This is a genomic window from Cupriavidus sp. FW306-01-F10A (genome assembly GCF_058782785.1).
This window is the reverse complement of the sequence record NZ_JBYSYA010000007.1, coordinates 243,331-262,399: the sequence shown is the minus strand read 5'-3', so window position 1 is coordinate 262,399 and position 19,069 is coordinate 243,331. Positions and strand designations below refer to the sequence as shown.

Annotated in this window: 19 protein-coding genes; 9 read left to right on the top strand and 10 right to left on the bottom strand. The window is 64.3% G+C overall.

What is annotated here, in order from left to right:
* Positions 1 to 9 precede the first annotated feature (9 nt).
* A complete protein-coding gene (locus AC3WLF_RS13370; RefSeq protein ID WP_026163914.1) occupies positions 10 to 858 on the top strand; it encodes an ABC transporter permease in 849 nt (282 codons plus the stop codon).
* A 1-nt stretch (position 859) separates the two neighbouring features.
* Positions 860 to 1,681, top strand: a complete 822-nt coding sequence (locus AC3WLF_RS13365; protein WP_492317994.1) for an ABC transporter permease — start codon at positions 860 to 862, stop codon at positions 1,679 to 1,681.
* A gap of 109 nt (positions 1,682 to 1,790) precedes the next feature.
* Here AC3WLF_RS13365 and AC3WLF_RS13360 read toward each other — a convergent pair whose 3' ends face one another.
* The 8 genes from AC3WLF_RS13360 to AC3WLF_RS13325 all read right to left on the bottom strand — a co-directional run bounded on the left by AC3WLF_RS13360 (position 1,791) and on the right by AC3WLF_RS13325 (position 9,693).
* Entirely contained in the window at positions 1,791 to 2,762 is a 972-nt protein-coding gene (locus tag AC3WLF_RS13360; RefSeq protein ID WP_492317995.1) for an NAD(P)H-dependent flavin oxidoreductase, read from the bottom strand.
* 75 nt (positions 2,763 to 2,837) lie between these two features.
* The gene (locus AC3WLF_RS13355) at positions 2,838 to 3,806 is read right to left on the bottom strand and encodes a Bug family tripartite tricarboxylate transporter substrate binding protein (protein ID WP_492317996.1); all 969 of its coding nucleotides are present in this window, start codon (positions 3,804 to 3,806) and stop codon (positions 2,838 to 2,840) included.
* Between the two features lie 33 nt (positions 3,807 to 3,839).
* Positions 3,840 to 4,610 (bottom strand): crotonase/enoyl-CoA hydratase family protein, encoded by a 771-nt coding sequence (locus AC3WLF_RS13350; RefSeq protein WP_492358358.1) that lies wholly within the window; start codon positions 4,608 to 4,610, stop codon positions 3,840 to 3,842.
* Between the two features lie 10 nt (positions 4,611 to 4,620).
* A complete protein-coding gene (locus tag AC3WLF_RS13345; protein ID WP_492317998.1) occupies positions 4,621 to 5,418 on the bottom strand; it encodes an SDR family NAD(P)-dependent oxidoreductase in 798 nt (265 codons plus the stop codon).
* On the bottom strand, positions 5,415 to 6,950 hold the full coding sequence (locus AC3WLF_RS13340; protein ID WP_492358357.1) for a class I adenylate-forming enzyme family protein: 1,536 nt from the start codon (positions 6,948 to 6,950) through the stop codon (positions 5,415 to 5,417). Before AC3WLF_RS13340 ends, AC3WLF_RS13345 begins: the two co-directional genes overlap by 4 nt.
* Positions 6,951 to 6,965: 15 nt before the next feature.
* Positions 6,966 to 8,111: an acyl-CoA dehydrogenase family protein gene (locus tag AC3WLF_RS13335; RefSeq protein WP_492318000.1), complete on the bottom strand. Its 1,146-nt coding sequence runs from the start codon at positions 8,109 to 8,111 to the stop codon at positions 6,966 to 6,968.
* A 29-nt stretch (positions 8,112 to 8,140) separates the two neighbouring features.
* The gene (locus AC3WLF_RS13330) at positions 8,141 to 9,286 is read right to left on the bottom strand and encodes a thiolase family protein (RefSeq protein ID WP_492358356.1); all 1,146 of its coding nucleotides are present in this window, start codon (positions 9,284 to 9,286) and stop codon (positions 8,141 to 8,143) included.
* Entirely contained in the window at positions 9,283 to 9,693 is a 411-nt protein-coding gene (locus tag AC3WLF_RS13325; RefSeq protein WP_492358355.1) for a Zn-ribbon domain-containing OB-fold protein, read from the bottom strand. The genes AC3WLF_RS13330 and AC3WLF_RS13325 overlap by 4 nt, the downstream gene beginning before the upstream one ends.
* A gap of 112 nt (positions 9,694 to 9,805) precedes the next feature.
* Between AC3WLF_RS13325 and AC3WLF_RS13320 the strand changes: the two genes are divergently transcribed.
* Both AC3WLF_RS13320 and AC3WLF_RS13315 read left to right on the top strand, forming a co-directional pair.
* Positions 9,806 to 10,939: a CaiB/BaiF CoA transferase family protein gene (locus tag AC3WLF_RS13320; RefSeq protein ID WP_492358354.1), complete on the top strand. Its 1,134-nt coding sequence runs from the start codon at positions 9,806 to 9,808 to the stop codon at positions 10,937 to 10,939.
* A gap of 21 nt (positions 10,940 to 10,960) precedes the next feature.
* Positions 10,961 to 11,602 carry a TetR/AcrR family transcriptional regulator gene (locus AC3WLF_RS13315; protein ID WP_492318004.1) on the top strand — a complete coding sequence of 214 codons (642 nt, stop codon included), beginning with the start codon at positions 10,961 to 10,963 and terminating at the stop codon, positions 11,600 to 11,602.
* Between the two features lie 357 nt (positions 11,603 to 11,959).
* On the opposite strand, the gene AC3WLF_RS13310 is transcribed toward AC3WLF_RS13315, so the two are convergent.
* On the bottom strand, positions 11,960 to 12,730 hold the full coding sequence (locus tag AC3WLF_RS13310) for an IclR family transcriptional regulator (RefSeq protein WP_492358353.1): 771 nt from the start codon (positions 12,728 to 12,730) through the stop codon (positions 11,960 to 11,962).
* A 97-nt stretch (positions 12,731 to 12,827) separates the two neighbouring features.
* Here AC3WLF_RS13310 and AC3WLF_RS13305 point away from each other — a divergent pair, with 97 nt between their 5' ends.
* The 5 genes from AC3WLF_RS13305 (at position 12,828) to AC3WLF_RS13285 (ending at position 17,460) form a co-directional block, all read left to right on the top strand.
* The gene (locus tag AC3WLF_RS13305; protein WP_492351506.1) at positions 12,828 to 13,808 is read left to right on the top strand and encodes a Bug family tripartite tricarboxylate transporter substrate binding protein; all 981 of its coding nucleotides are present in this window, start codon (positions 12,828 to 12,830) and stop codon (positions 13,806 to 13,808) included.
* A gap of 42 nt (positions 13,809 to 13,850) precedes the next feature.
* On the top strand, positions 13,851 to 14,534 hold the full coding sequence (locus AC3WLF_RS13300) for an RraA family protein (protein ID WP_010812580.1): 684 nt from the start codon (positions 13,851 to 13,853) through the stop codon (positions 14,532 to 14,534).
* Positions 14,531 to 15,466: a hydroxyacid dehydrogenase gene (locus AC3WLF_RS13295; protein ID WP_492356345.1), complete on the top strand. Its 936-nt coding sequence runs from the start codon at positions 14,531 to 14,533 to the stop codon at positions 15,464 to 15,466. The genes AC3WLF_RS13300 and AC3WLF_RS13295 overlap by 4 nt, the downstream gene beginning before the upstream one ends.
* Before the next feature lie 92 nt (positions 15,467 to 15,558).
* Positions 15,559 to 16,524 carry a Bug family tripartite tricarboxylate transporter substrate binding protein gene (locus AC3WLF_RS13290; protein ID WP_492318008.1) on the top strand — a complete coding sequence of 322 codons (966 nt, stop codon included), beginning with the start codon at positions 15,559 to 15,561 and terminating at the stop codon, positions 16,522 to 16,524.
* A gap of 12 nt (positions 16,525 to 16,536) precedes the next feature.
* Positions 16,537 to 17,460, top strand: a complete 924-nt coding sequence (locus AC3WLF_RS13285) for an SMP-30/gluconolactonase/LRE family protein (protein ID WP_492318009.1) — start codon at positions 16,537 to 16,539, stop codon at positions 17,458 to 17,460.
* A gap of 102 nt (positions 17,461 to 17,562) precedes the next feature.
* On the opposite strand, the gene AC3WLF_RS13280 is transcribed toward AC3WLF_RS13285, so the two are convergent.
* Positions 17,563 to 18,831 (bottom strand): patatin-like phospholipase family protein, encoded by a 1,269-nt coding sequence (locus AC3WLF_RS13280; RefSeq protein ID WP_492358352.1) that lies wholly within the window; start codon positions 18,829 to 18,831, stop codon positions 17,563 to 17,565.
* Positions 18,832 to 19,069: the final 238 nt, after the last annotated feature.

Genomic DNA, 19,069 nt, shown 5'->3' with positions numbered 1-19,069 from the left:
GGTTTAAGAATGCGCCCCGATTCACGAGCCTGGTTGGTCTCCCCGGCAGTACTTGTCGCGCTGTGCATCGCAGTATCGTTGATTGCGGTCCTGCAGTTCAGCTTCCGGGCGTATGTGCCCGGCTCCCTGGATGTCGGCGGATTCACGTTCGCCAACTTCAGCGACCTGACCAAGTCGATTTATCTCGACGCGTTCTCCAACACCTTGTGGCTGAGCGTGGAGACGACCGTGTTTTCGCTGCTGGTTGCGTACCCGCTGGCCTATGCCCTGGTGCGCGTCAGGAGCCGGGCGCTCAAGTCCTTCATTCTCGTGGTGTCCATCACGCCCCTGTTTCTGGGGGAAATCGTCCGGACCTACTCCTGGATCGCCGTCCTGGGCAGCAATGGCTTCATCAATGGCACGCTGCGAAAGCTCGGCCTGATCGACTGGCCACTGGAACTCATGTTCACACACCTGGGCGTGCTGGTCGCGCTGGTGCACGTAACGATTCCCGTCGTGGTCCTGATGCTAGCCACGGCAATTTCGCATATCGACCGCGACTACGAAAAAGCCGCCCAGAGCCTGGGTGCCGGCCCGGTCAGGACCTTCCTCACGGTCACGCTTCCGCTTTCGATGCCGGGTATCCTGGCTGGCATCACAACTGCGTTCGCCTGGACCTTCAGCGCCTTTGCGACGCCTCAGATGATTGGCGGAGGCCGCGTGCCGACGGTCTCGACGCTGGTGTACCAGCTTGGCTTTGCTTCCATGAACTTCCCGCTGGCGGCCAGCCTGAGTGTGATGGGCTTGCTGCTCACGGCCGCAGCGCTCTTTTCCCTGGGGCTGTTCACCAAGCGACTGAAAGCCGTTGGAGGCCACTAAAATGAGAATCAAAAGCGCTCTGCCTTTGCCGCTGCGTGTCGCGGGCCCGCTGCTCGTCGCCATCCTGCTTGCATTCGTGCTGCTGCCGGTGGTGGTGGTGACCATCGCCGCCTTCAACGAAAAGGCGATCATCACTTTCCCGCCTGAATCCTATTCGCTGACATGGTTTGCACGCGTCTTCAGTTATCCGGATTTCCAGGATGGATTCCGTGCCAGCCTCGTCATCACCGGATGGTCCTCGTTCATTGCGCTGGTGATCGGGACCTGCCTGTCGATTGCCGTCAAACGGCTGGAATTCCCCGGCAAGCAGACGCTGCTGGCCATCCTGCATTCTCCGCTCGTGGTGCCGCACTTCACGCTGGGGCTGGGCCTGCTCATCCTGGTGTCACAGGCCTCCATACACCGCTCATATGACGTCGTCATCCTGTGTCACGTGATGCTGGTGCTGCCGTTCGTGCTGAAGAGCGTCTATGTTTCGATGGAAAACCTGGACGCAAAGCTGGAACAGGCGGCAGCAAGCCTCGGTGCGTCGCCGCTGAAGGTGCTTTTCACGATTACGATTCCGCTGCTCGCGCCGGGGCTGTTTGGCGGCTGGTTGTTTGCAGCGATCATGTCGTTCAGTGAATTCACCGCATCGCTTTTCGTCACAACGCAAGACACGCAGACCCTGCCCGTTTCCATGTACAACTATGTCCGGGAGTTTGCCGATCCGACGCTGGCCGCGCTGTCAGTCGTCTATATTGCCGTGACGGCTAGCGTGCTTGCCTTTGCGAACTATTTTCTGGGCTTGGGGAAAATCCTCAATATCGAGCAAGGGCATTGACCGGCATGCGCTGCTGAAAACCGTGCTGGCGGTATGGACCGCTAGCACGGCAGCTCGGGGGAGCTGCAAGCTGGAATGCCGTCCGTATACTGCCAAGCTGAAGCCCTCGTCAATGCTGCATCAGCCGCGCCGTCTCCGCTCGCGCGCGTGCGTACTCCCCAGCCAGCACATCAACCAGTTCATCCACGGGAAGCACCCCATCCACCCCCGAAACGCTGTGCCCGGCGCTCCAGATGTCGACCCAGCGCTTAGGGCCGTGCGCCTCCCGGCCATGCTCGCTGAAGAGTTCGCGGGCACGCTCGGGAGACACCTTGCCCTGCAGGGTCTGCGGGTCCAGCCCCGCCGCCACGATGGAGGGTCGCAGCATGTTGGTATCCAGTCCCGTGAAGGCCTGGGTCAGCAACACGTCGTCGAGCCGGCTGTCCACCAGCATGGCCTTGTAGTGGTCGGCGCCCAGGCTTTCCGGCGTGGCGATGAAGCGCGTGCCCATCATGCCCAGATCGCAGCCCAGCGTGCGGGCCGCCCACAGCGCGGCACCGTCGGACATGCCGCCCGACAGCACGATGGGGCCGTCGAACATCCGGCGTACGGCACGTACGAAGGCAAAGGGGTTGGCCCAGCCGGTCTGCCCGCCGGCCCCGGCCGTGAGCAGGATCAGACCATCGGCACCCGCCGCCAGCGCCTTCTCGGCATGGCGGATCGATGCCACGTCGGCGAACACCAGGCAGCCGATATCGTGCAGCGGCTGGATAACGGCTTCGGGCGAGCCTACGCTGGCGATGACCATTTCCACCCGGTGGCGGACAAGGACCCGCAGGTCCTCATCCAGCGTGGCCTGGCGCCGCATGATGATGTTGGGGCAGACCGGCGCGACCGGGCCGGGCGCCTCGGCGCACCGGGCCTTGATCTGGGCAAGCCAGGCGTCCAACTGCTCGGCACCGCGGGCGTTGACCGTGGGAAACGCGCCGATGACGCCGCTGCGGCATGCGGCGGCCACCAGATCCGGGCCGGACACACGCAGCATTGGCGCGGCAATCAGCGGCAGGCGCAGGCGCGATGCCAGCGATGAAGGCAAGCTCATGCAATCCTCTCCATCAGATGCCTGGGCATCCGCACATCATGCGGTGGCCCAAGCCATGTCAATCTGTCAGTCCCATTAGTTTGTATAGCCGGTCTTTTCGATCAGACGGGCAAAGCGCTTGCGCTCCTCCTGCGCATAGAGCCTGGTCTTCTCGGGGTCCAGATCTACTGTCTCGGAGCCGGCGCTGGATTGCTCCACGTAGGCCAGATACTCCTTGGACTTGAGCGCGGCCGAGAATCCCTTGTACAGGCGCTGCACCATCTCGGGTGGCGTACCGGCCTTGACCCCGTAGCCGATCCAGACGTAAGCCGTCGAATCGGCATAGCCGAGCTCGCTGAAGGTTGGCACATCCTGGAAGGCTGGCGGTCTGCGCTCGTGCGTCAAGGCCAGCAGGTGGATCTTGCCGGCGCGGAAGAATTCGCGCGCGGCGCCGGCGTCGATGATCATTGCGTCGACATTGCCGCCGACCACGTCGTTGAGCGCGGGCGCCGGGGCCTTGTATTGCACGTTGTTGAGCTGTATGCCGAGGTCGCGCTGGATCATCAGCGCCAGCAGCTTGTAGTAATGCCCGCTGTAGGTGGCCAGCGATGCCTTGCCCGGGTTGGCTTTGGCGTAGGCGACGAACTCGGCCAGCGACTTGTGCCTGCCCGCTTTCACGACCAGGGCGGCACCGCCGCGCACCGAGGTGATGACGGGCTGCAGTTGGGTTTCGGGATTGAAGCGCAGGCTCTTGTTGACCAGCGGAACAATCACCATGTTGCTGGGCGAGAGCATCAGTACGCGCGTTCCGTCGGCCGGTCCGTTCAGCACGTATTGCGTGGCGATCATGGTGTCGGCGCCTGGCTTGTTCTCGACGATCACCGTGCGCTGCAGTTCGCGGGACAGCACATCGGCAAGGATACGCGTGCTGGTGTCGGCGCCTGTGCCGCCGCCCAACGGCATGATGATGCTGATCGGGGTCTTGTCCTGCGCAAGCAGTGGCGAATGCGCTGCCCATGCCGTGGCCGCCGCTGCGGAGCCCAGCAGAAAGCTTCGTCTTTGCATAGTTGTCTCCTCCTTATTCCCGGCTTCCTGGCGCTACTCGCCGGACCAGACCGGCGCGCGCTTGGCCGCGAAGGCGTTGAGCCCTTCCACCCGGTCCTTTGAGTTGAGCGCGACCTGCGCAATCGGCATCTGGTTTTCCCAGGCTTCCAGTTCCTGCCATTCGAAGGCCTTGGACATGATGCGCTTGGACGCGGCCAGCGCCGTCGGGCCGTTCACCAGCAGCGAGCGGGCCAGTGCCATGGCGTTTTCCAGGGTCGCGCCCGGCTCGACCACCCGGTTCAGGATGCCATAGGGCCGCAGGAAATCGGCGTCGTAGATCTTGCCGGTCAGGGCCATCTCGAACGCGATGTTGTAGGGAATCTTCTTGGGCAGGCGGAACAGCCCGCCGCCGACCGCGACCAGGTTGTGCCGGACCTCGGGCAGGCCGAACTTGGCGTTGGCGGCGGCCACCACCATGTCGCAGGTCAGGCACAGCTCGAAGCCGCCGCCCACGGCATAGCCCTCGACGGCGGCGATCAGCGGCTTGCGCAGCGGCTGCATGAAGCAGCCAAAGCCGCCGCGGCGCAGCCTGGTGCGCTTGGCGCCGCTGGCCGCTTCCTTCAGGTCGGCGCCGGTAGAGAAATTGCCGCCGGCGCCATGGATGACGGCAACGAAGCAGTTCTTGTCCTCGTCAATATCGTCCATGATGTCCTGCAGCGCGATCGCCATCGCGTTGTTGCAGCAATTCTTGACTTCGGGCCGGTTCAGGGTGATGACTGCCACCCCCTCCTTCTTCTCCAGCATTGCAGCTTGCTCGGTGGTCATGGTGCGCTCCTCACAGGTTGAACGAGAACCCGCCGTTGACCGGATAGGTCTGGCCCGTGATCCACGAGCTCGATCCCGATGCCAGGAACAACACCATGTTGGCCACGTCCTCAGGCTGCCCCACGCGGCGGATCACGTAGTTCGAAAGCATCTTCTTTTTCCTGTCGGGATCGGCCTCCAGGCGCGCCGCGATCGCCGGCGTTGCCGTGGCGGAGATGGCGACGCAATTGGCGGTGATGTTGTAGCGCCCCAGCGCTCTGGCCGCGCCGCGCATGAAGCCGGCGGCCCCGGCCTTGGCGCCGGAATAGATTTCCAGGTTGGGTTCGCCCACACGGCCGGCGTCGGAGATGATGGTGATGATCCGGCCGGCGTTCTTTTCGATCATGCCAGGCACCACCGCCGCCGTGCAGTTGATGACACCGTAGAAATTGACGCGGATGAAGCTGTCCCAGGCTGCCTCGCCGACTTCCCAAAAATGCTTGCGCGCTTCGGGATCGGGGTTGACGCCCGAATTGCCGGCGTTATTGACCAGGATGTCGATGCTGCCGCCGGCCTCATCCGTGGCCTGCGCGAACACAGCCTTGACCTGCGCCTGGTCGGTCACGTCGCATACGGCGGCCACGGCCTTCGCGCCCAGTGCCCTGATTTCCTCTACCACTGCCTGGGCCCGCTCGGCATAGAAGTCGTTGACGATGACGGCCCCGGCGCCGCTCCTGGCGAAGTGCAGGGCCACCTCGCGGCCCACACCCTGGCCGGCACCGGTGACGGCCGCGATCTTTCCGTTGAGGTCGGTCAGGTTCAAAGTCATACGTTGCGCTCCTGGTTGTTCCAATGAGGTTGGCGAAGCTCGCGCTTCAGGATCTTGCCGACGGCATTGCGCGGCAGTTCGGCGACATGCACGAAATAACGCGGCCGCTTGTACGATGCCAGCTGCGCTTGCCCCAGCGCGGCCAGTTCATCGCCGGCAATGGGCCGGCCGTTCCTGGATTCGTAGTAGGCCACCACCTTCTCGCCGAATTCTTCGTCAGGCAGGCCGACCACCGCGATGTCGAGCAAGCCGGGGTGCTGGTAGAACGCCGCCTCGATTTCCGCGGGATAGATGTTGACCCCGCCCGAGATAATCATGTCCTTGGCGCGGTCGGTGATGTAGAGATAGCCGTCCGCATCGAGTTTGCCCATGTCGCCCGTGCGGAAGAAACCGCGCGCATCGAGCGTGTCTTCATCCAGCGGCGGCGCGTTGAGATAGTTCCTGATCACGGCCGGGGTATTGACCCAGATCTCGCCGACGGTGCCGCAAGCGCAGGGCTTGCCGTCCTCGTCGCGGATCTCCACTTCCACGCCGTCATAGGGCAGGCCGCTGGAGCCGGGTTTTCGGAAGTGGTCTTCTGCCTTCATGCCGGCGACCATGCCGGTCTCGGTGGAGCCGTAGCCCTCATGCAGCACCGGCCCGAACTGCTCGTGGACCCACTGCTTGATCGCCATGGGTACCGGCGCGGCGCCAATGCCCATGCTCTTGAGGCGCGGCACCTGGCGGCCCGAGGTCTCCTGGTAGCTCTTGAGCCGCTTGTACATGGTAGGCACGCCGGTCCAGTGCGTGACGCCGTGCTTCTCGGCGAGGTCGAACCAATGCGCGGCATCGAAGCGGTTCTGCAGGACCAGCATGGAGCCGTGCGCCATCGCCGCGCGCACCTGCGAAGGGCCTGAGCCGTGATGCAGCGGCATGGACACCAGCACCACGTCGGCCGCCTGGTATCGCTTGTACGCCCCGCCCTGGGCTTCGAGGTAGCGGTTCAGGCACTCATTGCCCGGCTCGGGCCGCAGATGGCGCGCCACACCCTTGGGCCTGCCCGTGGTACCCGAGGTGTAGATGATCTGCTCGCACAGTTCGTCCATGGCGAGCGGCACTCCGCCGGGCTGGGTCAGCACGTTCCATTGGCTTGCCGCGCCGGTCGTGGACACCGGAATCATGGCATCCGGCGGCAGCACGGAGATCTTGTCCATGAACGCCTGCGGCTGCTCGTCATCCAGGATCAGCATGCTGGCGCCGGCATTCTCCAGCACATAGGCGACCTCGTCGGCGACCAGGCGCCAGTTGATGCCCAGCAGCCGGGCCTTGAGCTTGGACAGCGCCAGCATCAAGGCCACCCATTGCGACGTGGTCTGCATGCGCAGCGCCACGATGTCGCCGGCGCCGACGCCGCGCCGGGCGAGCTGGTTGGCGATGTTGTCGGCCAGCGTGTTGAGCTCGCGCCAGGTCAGGGTCTGGTCTGCGGCGACCACGGCGGGCCTGTCGGGCTGGACCTGCGCCCAGTGTTCAGGCAAGTTTGGTGCGGTTGTCATCGGGGTGTCCATCCTTCAGCGAAACAGGTGGCGGGCCAGCACGTGGTACTTGTGCACCTCGGTCGGGCCTTCATAGATGCGGGCAGGACGCTGCGAGCGATACCAGTGCGCAATGGGGTTATCCAGCGACACCCCGGCCGCGCCGAAGATCTGGACACCACGGTCGAGCACGCGGCCGACCACCTCGGTAGCCTGCATCTTGATCAGGCTGGCCTCGACGCGCGTATCGTGGCCGGCATCGGCCTTCCTGGCGGCGGCGTACATCATCAGGCGGCACTGGTTGATGTCGATCCACGAATCCACGACCATGGCCTGCACCGCCTGCTTCTGCGACAGGGCCGAGCCGAAGGTCACGCGCTGCTTGGCGTAGTCGGTCATCATTTCCAGCGTACGCATGGCGATGCCCAGGGCGCGAGCGCCCACGCCGAAGCGGGCCTGCGACAAGATGATCTGGGCGTTGCGAAAGCCTTCGCCGCTGGCGCCGATCATTGCGTCCTCGGGCACTTCGCAGTTGTCGAAGATCAGCTCGTTGGTGATCATGCCGTCCAGCGTCTGGATGTCGCGCGACACGTTCAGGCCAGGGTTGGACTTGTCCACCGCGAACATGGAGATGCCGCCGTGCTGGCGCTTTTCCTGATCGGTCACGGCCACGACGAAGATCACCTCGGCGGGGCCGACGCTGGAGATGAAGACCTTGGTGCCGTTGATCACCCACTTGTCGCCCCGTTTAACGGCTTTGGTCTGGATCGCATTGCCGGGATCGGCCCCGCCCGAAGGCTCGGTCTGTGCGAACGCGTACCGCAGCCGGTCGTCCAGGCAGGGATCGAGGTAGCGCTCCTTCTGCAAGCCCGTGGCGTTGAAAAGGAAGGGCGGCACCTGCCCGCCGAAACGCAGGGGCACCAGGCATTGGTAGTTCTCCTCGATGACCGCCAGTTGCTGCGTTACCGTCAGTCTGGCGCCGCCCAGCGTCTCGGGCAGCGTCAGGCCCCACAGGCCCACTTCCTTGGCGGCCCTGGTACCGGGCAGCAGATCCTGCGGGGTAATTTCGCCGCCCTGCAGCTTCCTGGCCTCCAGTGGCATCTGGTGCTTGTGCACCAGCTTGCGTGTAAGGTCCACAATGGCACGCGTGTCCTCGTCGAATTCGACCATGTAGTCGATCATGTGCATGTCTCCTGTTTGAAATTCGCGGTTCAGATGCCCAGCACGTGCGCGTAGCAGACGGCGCCCACGCCTACCATGTGCGCCAGCCCCGTGCGCGCCCGGGGCTGCTGCCGCTGCCCGGCCTCGCCGCGGAGTTGCAGCGTGATTTCGGCGATCTGACCCACGCCAGTCGGACCGATCGGATGCCCCATGGCAATGAGCCCGCCCGATGGGCTCACTGCGACCCTCCCGCCGATGTGGAACTCGCCCGCCTTCAAGGCCGGTATGGCCTGGCCCGGCTTGCACAGGCCCATGGCCTCGAGGTAAAGCACTTCCTCGATCGCGAAGGCGTCGTGCAGCTCGACCACATCAACTGCCGTGGGCGCTACGCCGGCCTCCTTCAGCGCCTGCTGGCAAGTGGCCTGCGTGAGCATTTCGTCGAACGCTGTAGCGTCCTTGTAAACAGCCTGGCTCCGGGCGGCCGACGACAGCACCCGCACCGCGCGGCCGGGATCGATGCCGTGCGCCTTGATTGCATCTTCGGACATCAGCACCACGGCCGCCGCGCCCTCGCCGACCGGCGTGCATTGCAGCACCGTGAGCTCGCCAGACACCTTGCGCCCTCCCAGTACCTCCTCGAGCGTGCGCGGCTTCTGGCGCTGGGCGTTCGGGTTGAGCGCGCCGTTGTTGTGGTTCTTCACCGCGGCCAGCGCGATGTCGCGCATGTCGGCCCCGGAGCGATGCACGTACTTGTCTGCCAGCAGCGCAAAGTGTGTGAACGGCGCGATGTACTCGCTGGCCAGTTGCTCGATGCCAGCCTGCGTCTCGCCGCGTACCACCGGCGCGCGCTTGTCCACGCCCAGCACCAGCGCGGTATCGGCAAGGCCGCTGGCCACTTCGATGCAGGCATTGCGGAACGCCGTCGAACCGGACGCCGAGGCGTTTTCGACATGGGCGATAGGCAGCCCCGTCGCCCCAAGGTGGCGCAGGATGGGCCGCCCGCAGGCCATGCCCAGCAGCGCCCGGGCAACATAGGCGGTGTCCACGCCGGCGATGGACACGCCCGCGTCGGCCAGCGCCTGGCGCGCGGCGGTCAGGCCCAGCGTCACGTACGACGTATCCGACGGATCCTGGTAGCGATGCCAGCCTATGCCTACGACGTAGACCGGCCGCAGGTCCTTCAGTGTTCGCTTCATGCCGTCACCCCGAATCGGAATTCCAGAACCGCGGGGTCTTGCCCGCGCTGACGCAGCACGCCATGGACGCGCCGGCCGTGCCAGTCGCCCGCCTCGTGCCCCACGTCCAGCAGGGCGCGCACCACCGGGCCGGCGTCGAGCCGGACCTCGGCCACCGTGAATGGCACTGCAGGCTCCGGCTGGGCATGGATGTGGACCTGGCTGCTGCCGAGCACCACCCCTTGCGCGGCCAGTTCGATATCGGCCAGTTCGGCGCTGCCGCAGCACTCACAGCCGTAGTGCTGCGGTGGGAACGCCACTTCATTGCACGCTGTGCAGCGGACTCCTTTGAGAAAAGGAGTCTGATGGGCGTCCCAACCACAGAGGCTGGGCTTTTCTATCCGGGAAGTTGTCTCGTCTGTCTTCATGTTTTTTCCTCAACTTACTTACCATATGGTCGGTAAGTTTGTATGATTTAGCAAATAGGGTTTTCCGCAGGTCCTGCATTTCCACTCATCCACCTCAACAAGGAGCAGCAGCTTGGGCCCACTCGCAGGCGTCAAAGTGATCGAAATCAGCGGCATCGGACCCGGTCCGTTCTGCGGCATGCTGCTGGCGGACCTGGGGGCGACCGTCATTGCCGTCGAGCCGCCGGAGCGCCTGGCCGCGCCGGAACGGCCTCATGCCATCACCAGCCGCGGCAAGCAATCGATGGTGCTGAACCTCAAGGACCCTGCCGCCGTGGAGGCCGTGCTGCGCCTGTGCGAGGGCGCCGACCTGCTGATCGAAGGCATGCGCCCGGGTGTGATGGAGCGCCTGGGCCTGGGGCCGGAGGTGTGCCTGCAGCGGCGGCCTGCTCTGGTGTACGGCCGCATGACAGGCTGGGGCCAGCAAGGGCCGTGGGCGCCGCGCGCCGGCCATGACAGCAACTACACCGCCCTCAGCGGCGCCCTGTGGTTTGCCGGGCCGGCCGGTGAACCGCCGATGGCGCCGTCCACCGTACTCGGCGATGTGGCCGGCGGCGCGCTGTATCTGGCGGTAGGGCTGCTGGCCGCGCTGCAGCATGCGCGCAGCACGGGGCAAGGGCAGGTCGTCGATGCCGCCATCGTCGATGGCGCGGCCCACATGCTGAACCTGATGCTGGGCGCCATCCAGCGGCGCGGCGGCGGCTTCGAACGCGGCACGCAGGCTTTTGACAGTTCGCACTGGGCGGCGCAAAGCTACCAGTGCCAGGATGGCGGCTGGATCAACTTTGCGCCGCTCGAACCCAAGTTCTATGCCGAGTTGCTCGCGCGCCTGGGGCTGGACGGCGACGCGCGCTTTGTCCGCGGCCAGAACGACCCCGGCCTGTGGCCCGAACTCAGGCAAGCCATGGCCGCACTCATGCGCTCGCGTACACGCGCCGAATGGGAGGCTTGCCTGGGTGGCAGTGATGCCTGCTGGGCGCCCGTGCTGGCGCCGCACGAGGCCGCCTGCCACCCCCACATGGCAGCGCGGCAGAGCTATGTCACGCGTGGCGGCGTGCTGCAGGCCGCCCCCGCGCCGCGGTTCTCGGCCACGCCGCCGGAGATGCGGGACATCGCGCCCGTCGGCACCCACACGCGCGAAATCCTGAGCACTCTGGCTCTCACGCCCGATAATCTGGAGAATCTGCTCCGTTCACAAAACGCCTGAATTTGCTTAACTATGACTGCCATGACACCCCATACCGCCCGACGAACCCGTCGCACCCAGGAGGAGCGGCGCGCCACGTCGGAGCTGGCCTTGATCAATGCCGCCATGACGGTCATGCGCGCCAAGGGTGTAGGCGGTATGACGATTGCCGAGGTGGCCGAGACCGCGGGCGTCAGCAAAGGTCTCGTCGTTCACCTGTACGGCAACAAGCAGGCCCTGCAACTGGCCGTGCTGACCGAGTTGCGCACCGATTTCGCCAAGCGTTTCCAGCAGGCGGAAGGGCACACGGTCGGCCTCGAGCGCCTGCGCAGCTTCATACGCGCGCACTTCGGCAGCCTCAGCAAGCCGGACTCCAACACCCAGGTGTTCTCGGCGCTGTTGTCGGAAGCCATCTTTCAGGATCAGGAGTTCGCCGCAGACGTCGCGAGCATGAACGATGCCACGATCGCCTTCGTGCGCGAGTGCCTGGAGGCAGAACAGTCCCGGGGCACCCGCTTCATCGAGTCCGACCTGGACAGCCTGGCCACTTTCATCGTCGCCAGCATGCGTGGCATCGCACAGGTCTTTTCCATCAACGCTACCGCGAAGACCAAGACTCTGGATACGCAAAAGCTGATGCACCTGTGCGAGGCGATGGTTGATCGCATGGTGGTTTCCGCTTGATGTTCACCTGGCGGTTTCAGCGGCCCATCAGTGCAAATCCAACCGTGCGCTCTCAGGGATAATCATATTCCCTCAATGGGCGTAGCCGATCAGACGCTCCTTCGCCCGGAAAATCCGATAGGGTTCGCGGGGTTACGATGCCTGCCATGGCGCGTAATCGTGCCTTATCGCCGCGCCCCATAGGCGGAGTCGAAGTATCGAGGGTGCATTTCGCAGAATGACCGCTTGCCGGCCAATTCCGGTCCATGGTGATGACACGCGCAACGACAGTGTAGGGTCGAAAAGCGACCACCGGCTCGCGACTGACAGAGGTCATCTACGATTGCCATCGGCTCTCTTTGCCCCACATCTGCAGTATCAAGGGTGCCAGGTCGACGGCCTTTCAATTGGCATCGCAGGCCGTTGGCTTCCCGCCATGGCATACGAAAGTTTGTTTGCGGCATCGACGACTGTCTGCGCCAGCTCCAGCAAACGCTCTTCGCTTAGCCGGGCGGTCGGTCCCGAAATGCACATGGAGCCCAGCAGCCGCCAGTGCAATCCGAAAACCGGTGCCGACACGCTGGAGACTTCGGCCTCGCGCTCGCCGAGCGACAGATGAAATCCACGGCGGCGGATCATTTCATAAAGCTCGCCCGGCTCTCCCGAGAACGCCAGAATGACGCGGCCTGGCGAGCCGCTGTCCAGCGGCAGGGCCGCCCCGATCCTGACGTGATGCCGGATGGCCTGCGGTCCTTCGACCCGGACCAGGCAGGTTCGCTGTTGTCCCTCCCGGACGTAGAACGAAGCGCTTTCGCCGGTCTTGATCGTCAGCTCCCGCAGGACTGGCTCCACCACTTCCTGAACGTTGAAGGTTGCCTGGTAGCACGCGCCCAGCCACCCTGCTGCGCGGCCGAGCCGCCAGCTGCCGTCTTCCTTCTGCACCAGGTAGTTGTCCGCCGCCAGCGTGCGCGCCAGCCGCAGCACGGTGGTCTTGTGGATGCCGGTTCGCCGGCTCAGTTCGGCAAGTGAGAGCTGGGGGTCGTTCACCCCGAACGCCTCGAGCACGCGCAGGGCGCGGGTGACCGCTATGACGCCCCCGGCGCCATCGTCGCCTTTTGAGGCGCCCTTTGGATCACTATTCGCATTCATAGAATGAAACGAGGTGCACGGTATGAAACGGCATTGTATGCCGTGAAACGGTCGACCACAATCCGAATCACAACGAAACCGAGATTCGGAGACAGTAATGAAGGCAATTTCCCGTCACTGCATATTCATGCTTGCCGCAGGTCTGGTTCTGGCGTCCGCCACTACCCAGGCCGCGCCGCAATACCCCACCAAGCCCATCCGCGTCATCGTGCCTTTTCCCGCCGGCGGCGGCACGGACATCATCGCGCGAGAAGTCACCAATACGGTGGCCAAGTCGACCGGCTGGGTCTTTGTGGTGGAGAACAAGCCAGGGTCCGGTGGCAACCTCGGGGTGGACGCGGCAGCCAAGGCGCCGGCCGATGGCTACACCATCGTCATGGGGCAGACCAGCAACCTTGCAATCAATCCCTCGCTGTATGAACGGCTGCCGTATGACCCATTGAAGGATCTGGCGCCTATCAGTCTGGTCGCCTCCGCGCCGCTCGTCCTGGTGACGCATGTCAACTCGCCCTACAAGACGATGAAGGACGCGCTTCAGGCTGCCAAGGCAAAGCCCGGAGCGATCAATTTCGCGTCGCCGGGCAACGGCACGGTGGCGCACCTAGGCGGCGAGCTGCTTCAGGGTACCGCGAAGGTGAAGTTCACCCATGTGCCGTACAAGGGCGCAGCGCAGGCGGTCAACGACCTGATGGGCGGCCAGGTCGATCTCTACATGGCATCCGTGCCAACGTTGCTCGGGCATATCAAGAACAACAGGCTGCGGCCGCTCGCGGTGACGTCGCCGAAGCGTTTGCCAGACCTGCCCCAGGTGCCGACAGTCGCCGAGCTGGGCTATCCCGGCTTTGATACCGCGACCTGGTTCGGCTTCGTCGCGCCTGCCGCGACACCGAAGGAGATCGTGGTGCGCCTCAATACCGAGTTCAACAAGGCGCTCAAATCCCCGGAGCTCGCCAAGAAGCTGAATGAACAAGGCGCATCGGTGCTGGCCGGCACGCCTGAGGCGTTCAGCGCGCTGATCAAGCAGGACATCGGACGCTGGGCATCGGTCATCAAGACCTCCGGCACGAAGCTGGATTGACGCCCTTATCTACCTGTCCATTTCATATTGCCGGAGTCCATCATGACCTTGCCCAACATCATCAAATCGTTTGAGCGCGTGCCCGCCGAGATCGTGGCGCGGGCTGCCAGGTTCCAACCGGCGATCCTCTCCGATGTCGGCGGACGCCGCGGCGCTTTGCATGGCCGGATCAGGGCCTTGCGCCCGACCATGAAAGTCGCCGGGCCCGCCTTCACTGTCGAGGTTCGCCCCGGTGACAATCTGATGATCCACGCAGCACTGGCGCTGGCGCAGCCGGGCGATGTTCTGGTCGTCGACGGCAAAGGGGACCAGACCTCTGCGCTGATGGGAACGATCATGATGCATGCCGCTCGCCAGCGCGGCCTTGCTGGTGTCGTCATCGACGGCGCGGTCCGCGACAGCCTCGAGCTCGACGAAATGCAGTTCCCGGTCTTTTCGGTGGGTACGAACCCTAACGGCCCCACCAAGGAAGTTGGCGGGCGCATTGGACACCCCATTTCTGTTGGTGGCGTCACGGTGAACCCTGGCGACTACATCTGCGGCGACGCCGATGGCCTGGTCGTGGTGGAGCGCGAGAAGATCGAAGCCTTGCTCGATGCGGCGGCAAAGAAGGAAGAGGCGGAAGCCAAGCGCATCGCCCAGATCAGGGAAGGCAATACCACCGCACCCTGGCTGCTGGCATCGCTGGTGACGGCGGGCGTCCTGAAGCAGGGAGAAGCACTGTGACGAACAAGCAAGTCATTATCGTCACGGGTGCCGACCTCGCGCCGGAAGCCCTCGCGCTGCTGGGCGACTATGAAATCGTATTCGCGGGGAAAACGCCCCAGACCGCCGATATTGCAGCCCTGGCAAAGGAGCACAACCCGGTCGGCATTATCGTGCGCTACGGCAGCTTGACCGCTGAAGTCATGGACGCAGCACCCGCCTTGAAAGTGATTTCGAAACACGGCACCGGAACTGACACCATCGATAAAGCCGCTGCGCAGGCGCGCGGCATCAAGGTGGCCGCCGCGGCCGGGGCCAATGCCGCCGCCGTGGCTGAACATGCGTGGGCGCTGATCCTTGCGTGTGCCAAAGCGGTTCCACATCTCAACGATCGCATGCGCCAGGGTCATTGGGACAAGGCGACTTACAAGGCCGTCGAACTGAACGGTTGCACGCTCGGTATCGTGGGGCTCGGAGAGATCGGCCGCCGCGCCGCCGTGGTTGGTTTGGCGATGGGCATGGATGTCACCGCTTTCGATCCTTATGCGGCGACAGTCCCGGAAGGCGTAACACTTGTCGACCTGCCTCGGTTGTTCAGGGAATCGGACGTGGTGTCGCTGCACTGCCCGTTGACGGAAGAGAACCGTGGCATGTTGAACCGCGAAACGCTGGAGACGTTCAAGGACGGCGCGATCCTGGTCAATACGGCGCGAGGCGGACTCATCGACGAGCCTGCATTGGCCGAAGCGCTGCAGAGCGGCAAACTGTATGCGGCTGGACTGGACAGCTTTGCCGTGGAACCGATGCCCGTGCCGCATCCGTTCCGCGACATTCCCAACCTGATCCTGTCGCCGCACATCGGCGGCGTCAGCAACGCGGCGTACGTGAACATGGGCGTTGGGGCGGCAAAGAACGTCCTGGCGGTGCTGCAAGGCGTGGCTACGCCGGCCTGACCGACGCACGGCTGCATCATCAACTAGAACAGAAGTGTCGCGGGAGGAGCCGACGGACAGTCAGGTCTCGCCCGCAGCACAAGGAGACAAAGGTGTTTTATCGAACCATTGGCTGCCTGGTGGCAGCAACGACGCTGCTTGTCAGCCTGTCCGCTGTGGCGGCGTACCCGGACAAACCGGTCCGCATCATCGTGCCGAACCCTCCCGGCGGCGCCGTCGACGTCGTGACGCGCAAGGTTGCGCAGAAGCTCTCCGTGCAGACGGGGCAGAGCTTCGTCGTGGAGAACAAGCCGGGCGCGTCCGGCACGATCGGCACGTCCCAGGTCGTGAACGCACCCGCCGATGGCTACACGCTTCTGGCGAACGACAACTCCTACACTACCCTCCCCTATGTCTTCAAGAAGCTGAACTGGGACCATCAGACCGCTCTGGTCCCTATCGCGCCGTTCGCATTTTCGCCGGTGGTGCTTGGCGTCAAGGCCGATTCGCGCTTCAAGGACCTGGCTTCGCTGGTCAGCTATGCCAAGGCGCATCCCGGAGAGGTGACATTTGGCACCGGCGGCCCCGGTAGTTCGCCGCATTTTTCTGCCGAGGCGTTCCAACAGGCCGCAGGTATCAAGCTGATGCATGTGCCGTACAAGGGGGCTGGCGAGGCCATGGTCGGGCTGCTGTCCGGTAGCGTGGATCTGCTGGTCGTGTCGACCCCGACCGCGCTGGCGCCGGTCAAGGGTAATCAGATGCGCCTGCTGGGCATCAGTGGCAAGACCAGGGTGGATGTGTTCCCGAGCGTCCCTACATTCGCTGAGGCTGGTGTACCCAGCTTCAGCCTGTTCAACTGGTCAGGCCTTGCCGCGCCGAAGGGCACGCCGAACGATGTCATTACGCGCCTGCAAACGGAAATCCAGAAGGCGCTCCAGGCGCCCGACATGAAGACCTTCCTTGCGCAGATGGGGTCGCAGCCGGGCAACCTGGACAGCCCCGCGTTCGCGCAGCTGATCCAGCGCGAAACCGCGCAATGGGCAACGGTTGCGCAAAAGGCGCATATTGAGAAGCAATAACCAGGAGCGGCGATGTTCCTACTTCAGCAACCGGCCGTACGCGATGCACAGGTGCTCACCCGGCTTCCGGAGCCGTTCCGTCGGCACGACCCAGACAACGCGTGGGCGCATGCCAATCGCGGCGGGGCGACGATCGACTCATTCCTGGAGGGGCCGGTCTGGGCCGATGGCCATCTCTGGGTGACGGACATCCCCTACGGCCGCATTTTCCGTGTTTCGATGCAGGGCGACTGGGAGCTGGTTGCCGAGTACGACGGTGAACCGAATGGCATGAAGCGCCTGGCCCGCGGTGATTTCCTGATCACCGACTATCGCAACGGCCTGGTGCGTCTGGATGCAAAGTCGGGAACCGTCACCCCGTTTCTCGAGCGCAGGAATTCGGAACGCTTCCGGGGCGTCAACGACCTGACCTTCGATTCGCAGGGCAATCTCTACTTCACCGACCAGGGCCAGACCGGCTTGCACGATCCGACGGGCCGCGTCTATCGGCTGACGCCCGACGGCAAGCTGGACGTCCTGCTGGACAACGCACCGAGCCCGAACGGTGTCGTCCTCGCGCCCGACGAGAAGGTGCTGTTCGTCGCGATGACCCGCGGCAACAGCGTATGGCGCGTGCCGTTGCAGGCCGACGGTTCGGTCAGCAAGGTCGGGCAGTTCTTTACCTCTTACGGCCCGAGCGGCCCCGACGGTCTGGCAATGAGATCGGATGGCCATCTGCTGGTGGCGAATCCCGGACTTGGTTATGTCTGGGTGCTCAATCATCGCGCCGAGCCTGTGGAGGTGATTCGTAGCCCGGATGGCACATCGCTGACCAATCTGTGCTTTGGCGGCACCGAGGGCACCACGCTATTCATGACCGAGTCGACCACCGGGACGATCCTGTGCGCCGACATGTCGGTGGGCGGTGCGCCGGTGCACGGAGGACGGCTGGCGTGAACGGAGTATCGGGCATTCTCGCCATGCCGGACACATGCCTGCGCCAGAGCGCCGCGGCCGAGCAGCAAGAACGCGGCCTCACCCACGCCGCGTGCCGCGGGACTATCGCGCCTCGGTCGATTCGCGCTCGAACTTACGGATCACCGGGTTGCCAAGGATGGCATCCCTTCCCGCCTCGATCAGGCGATCGACGTCCTTCTCGGGCAGTCGAAGTCTGGTCGGCAGATCGTTCAGGCTTGCAGCTCGCTCCTTGTCGAGGGCCTCAAACGAGATCCGCGTGACGAAGAATTCGACTTCATTGCACCGCCAGCCTGGGCGGCGTGCAGCGATCTCCTGCTGCCGGAAATGCGGCAGCCCACACCGGTACGCCACGAGATCGTCGCGCCACCGCTGCATCATGGGAACGAAGGCGTCATAGGTCATGCGAACGCTGGTCGCCATTCCCGCGTCGATGGCCGCACTTGCGACTTCGATTCCGGACGGGCCACCCGGGCTTTGGTTCCAATCGCCGCGCGGGCCCTGACCGGCGTCAACAACGATGAAGAGTAGCCGCCGCACATTGATCGCGTCGTTCTCGCTCATGGGACCGTAAGCCGTGCCCAGCAGCAGGCGCGATTGCAAAATGGTGGCCAGGCCGTAGTTGTCGGTCACCCCGCCGTCTACCAGCTTGATGTACTTTCCCTTCGAAGTGTCCCGGTGACCGCGAACGGCGGTTGCCAAAGCGCCAAGCAGCAGCGATTGCCCGGGCCTCTGGGCGTGGTCAAGGTTCGGCAGCGGTGTACTGCAAGCCTCGGGATATTTTTGAAGGACGATCGGTGCGAAGAAGAGCGGGACCGCCATGGATGCGGCGACGGCCTCGGAAACGGGAAAGCTCGCGAGATCACTGCATAGCGCATCGAATGCCAGCTGGCTGAACGGGAACGCGACCCGGTAGTAGACGTTCGTGGCATTGATCCAGACGAGCGGCTTGCCGCGGCGGAACATGTCGGCGAACGTCGCGCCCTTGAACACGTCTTCATCGAGCCATGTCTGGAGATCTTCCCGATTGTTGAGGCCTCCCGCGAAGAGGCGCGCAAGGTTGACCGGATTCAGGAGACTGAAGCGAAGCCCCGCCTCTCCGTCCTTCAAGAGCACGGATCGAAAGGTCGCCAGGCTGGCCTTGCCGTGCAGACCGTAGTACGCCGCGGTGATGGAGCCTCCGGACACGCTGCTGATAAATGAGACGTCGTCGAGCAGGGACGCGTCCCCGGGACCTCTCATGGCGTCGAGCCCCTGCAGCGCGCCGAAGGCGAAAGCTGCGGCTCGCGTGCCACCGCCAGAGAACGACATGGCGACGGTTGTCGGGCCGGCGACGTCGGTGGGTTCGCGCATGGCCGCGGATGCGCTGCCAGCCGCGGCCTGAGGCAGATTGCGCGGAGCATTGTGAGAAAGCGACCCACAGGCACTGAGTCCCGCAAGCAGAAGCAGCATCAGAGCGTGGCAGGCCCTGCCGCGGGCGTGCCGCTCTCTCCCTGCCCCCCCAACTCGCCAAGGCAGGCTGCTCTTGCGGCGAAGAGTCTGGTCATGTCGAAACTTCCACATTGGACTAGGTCAGAAAGGTGCTCGGCGT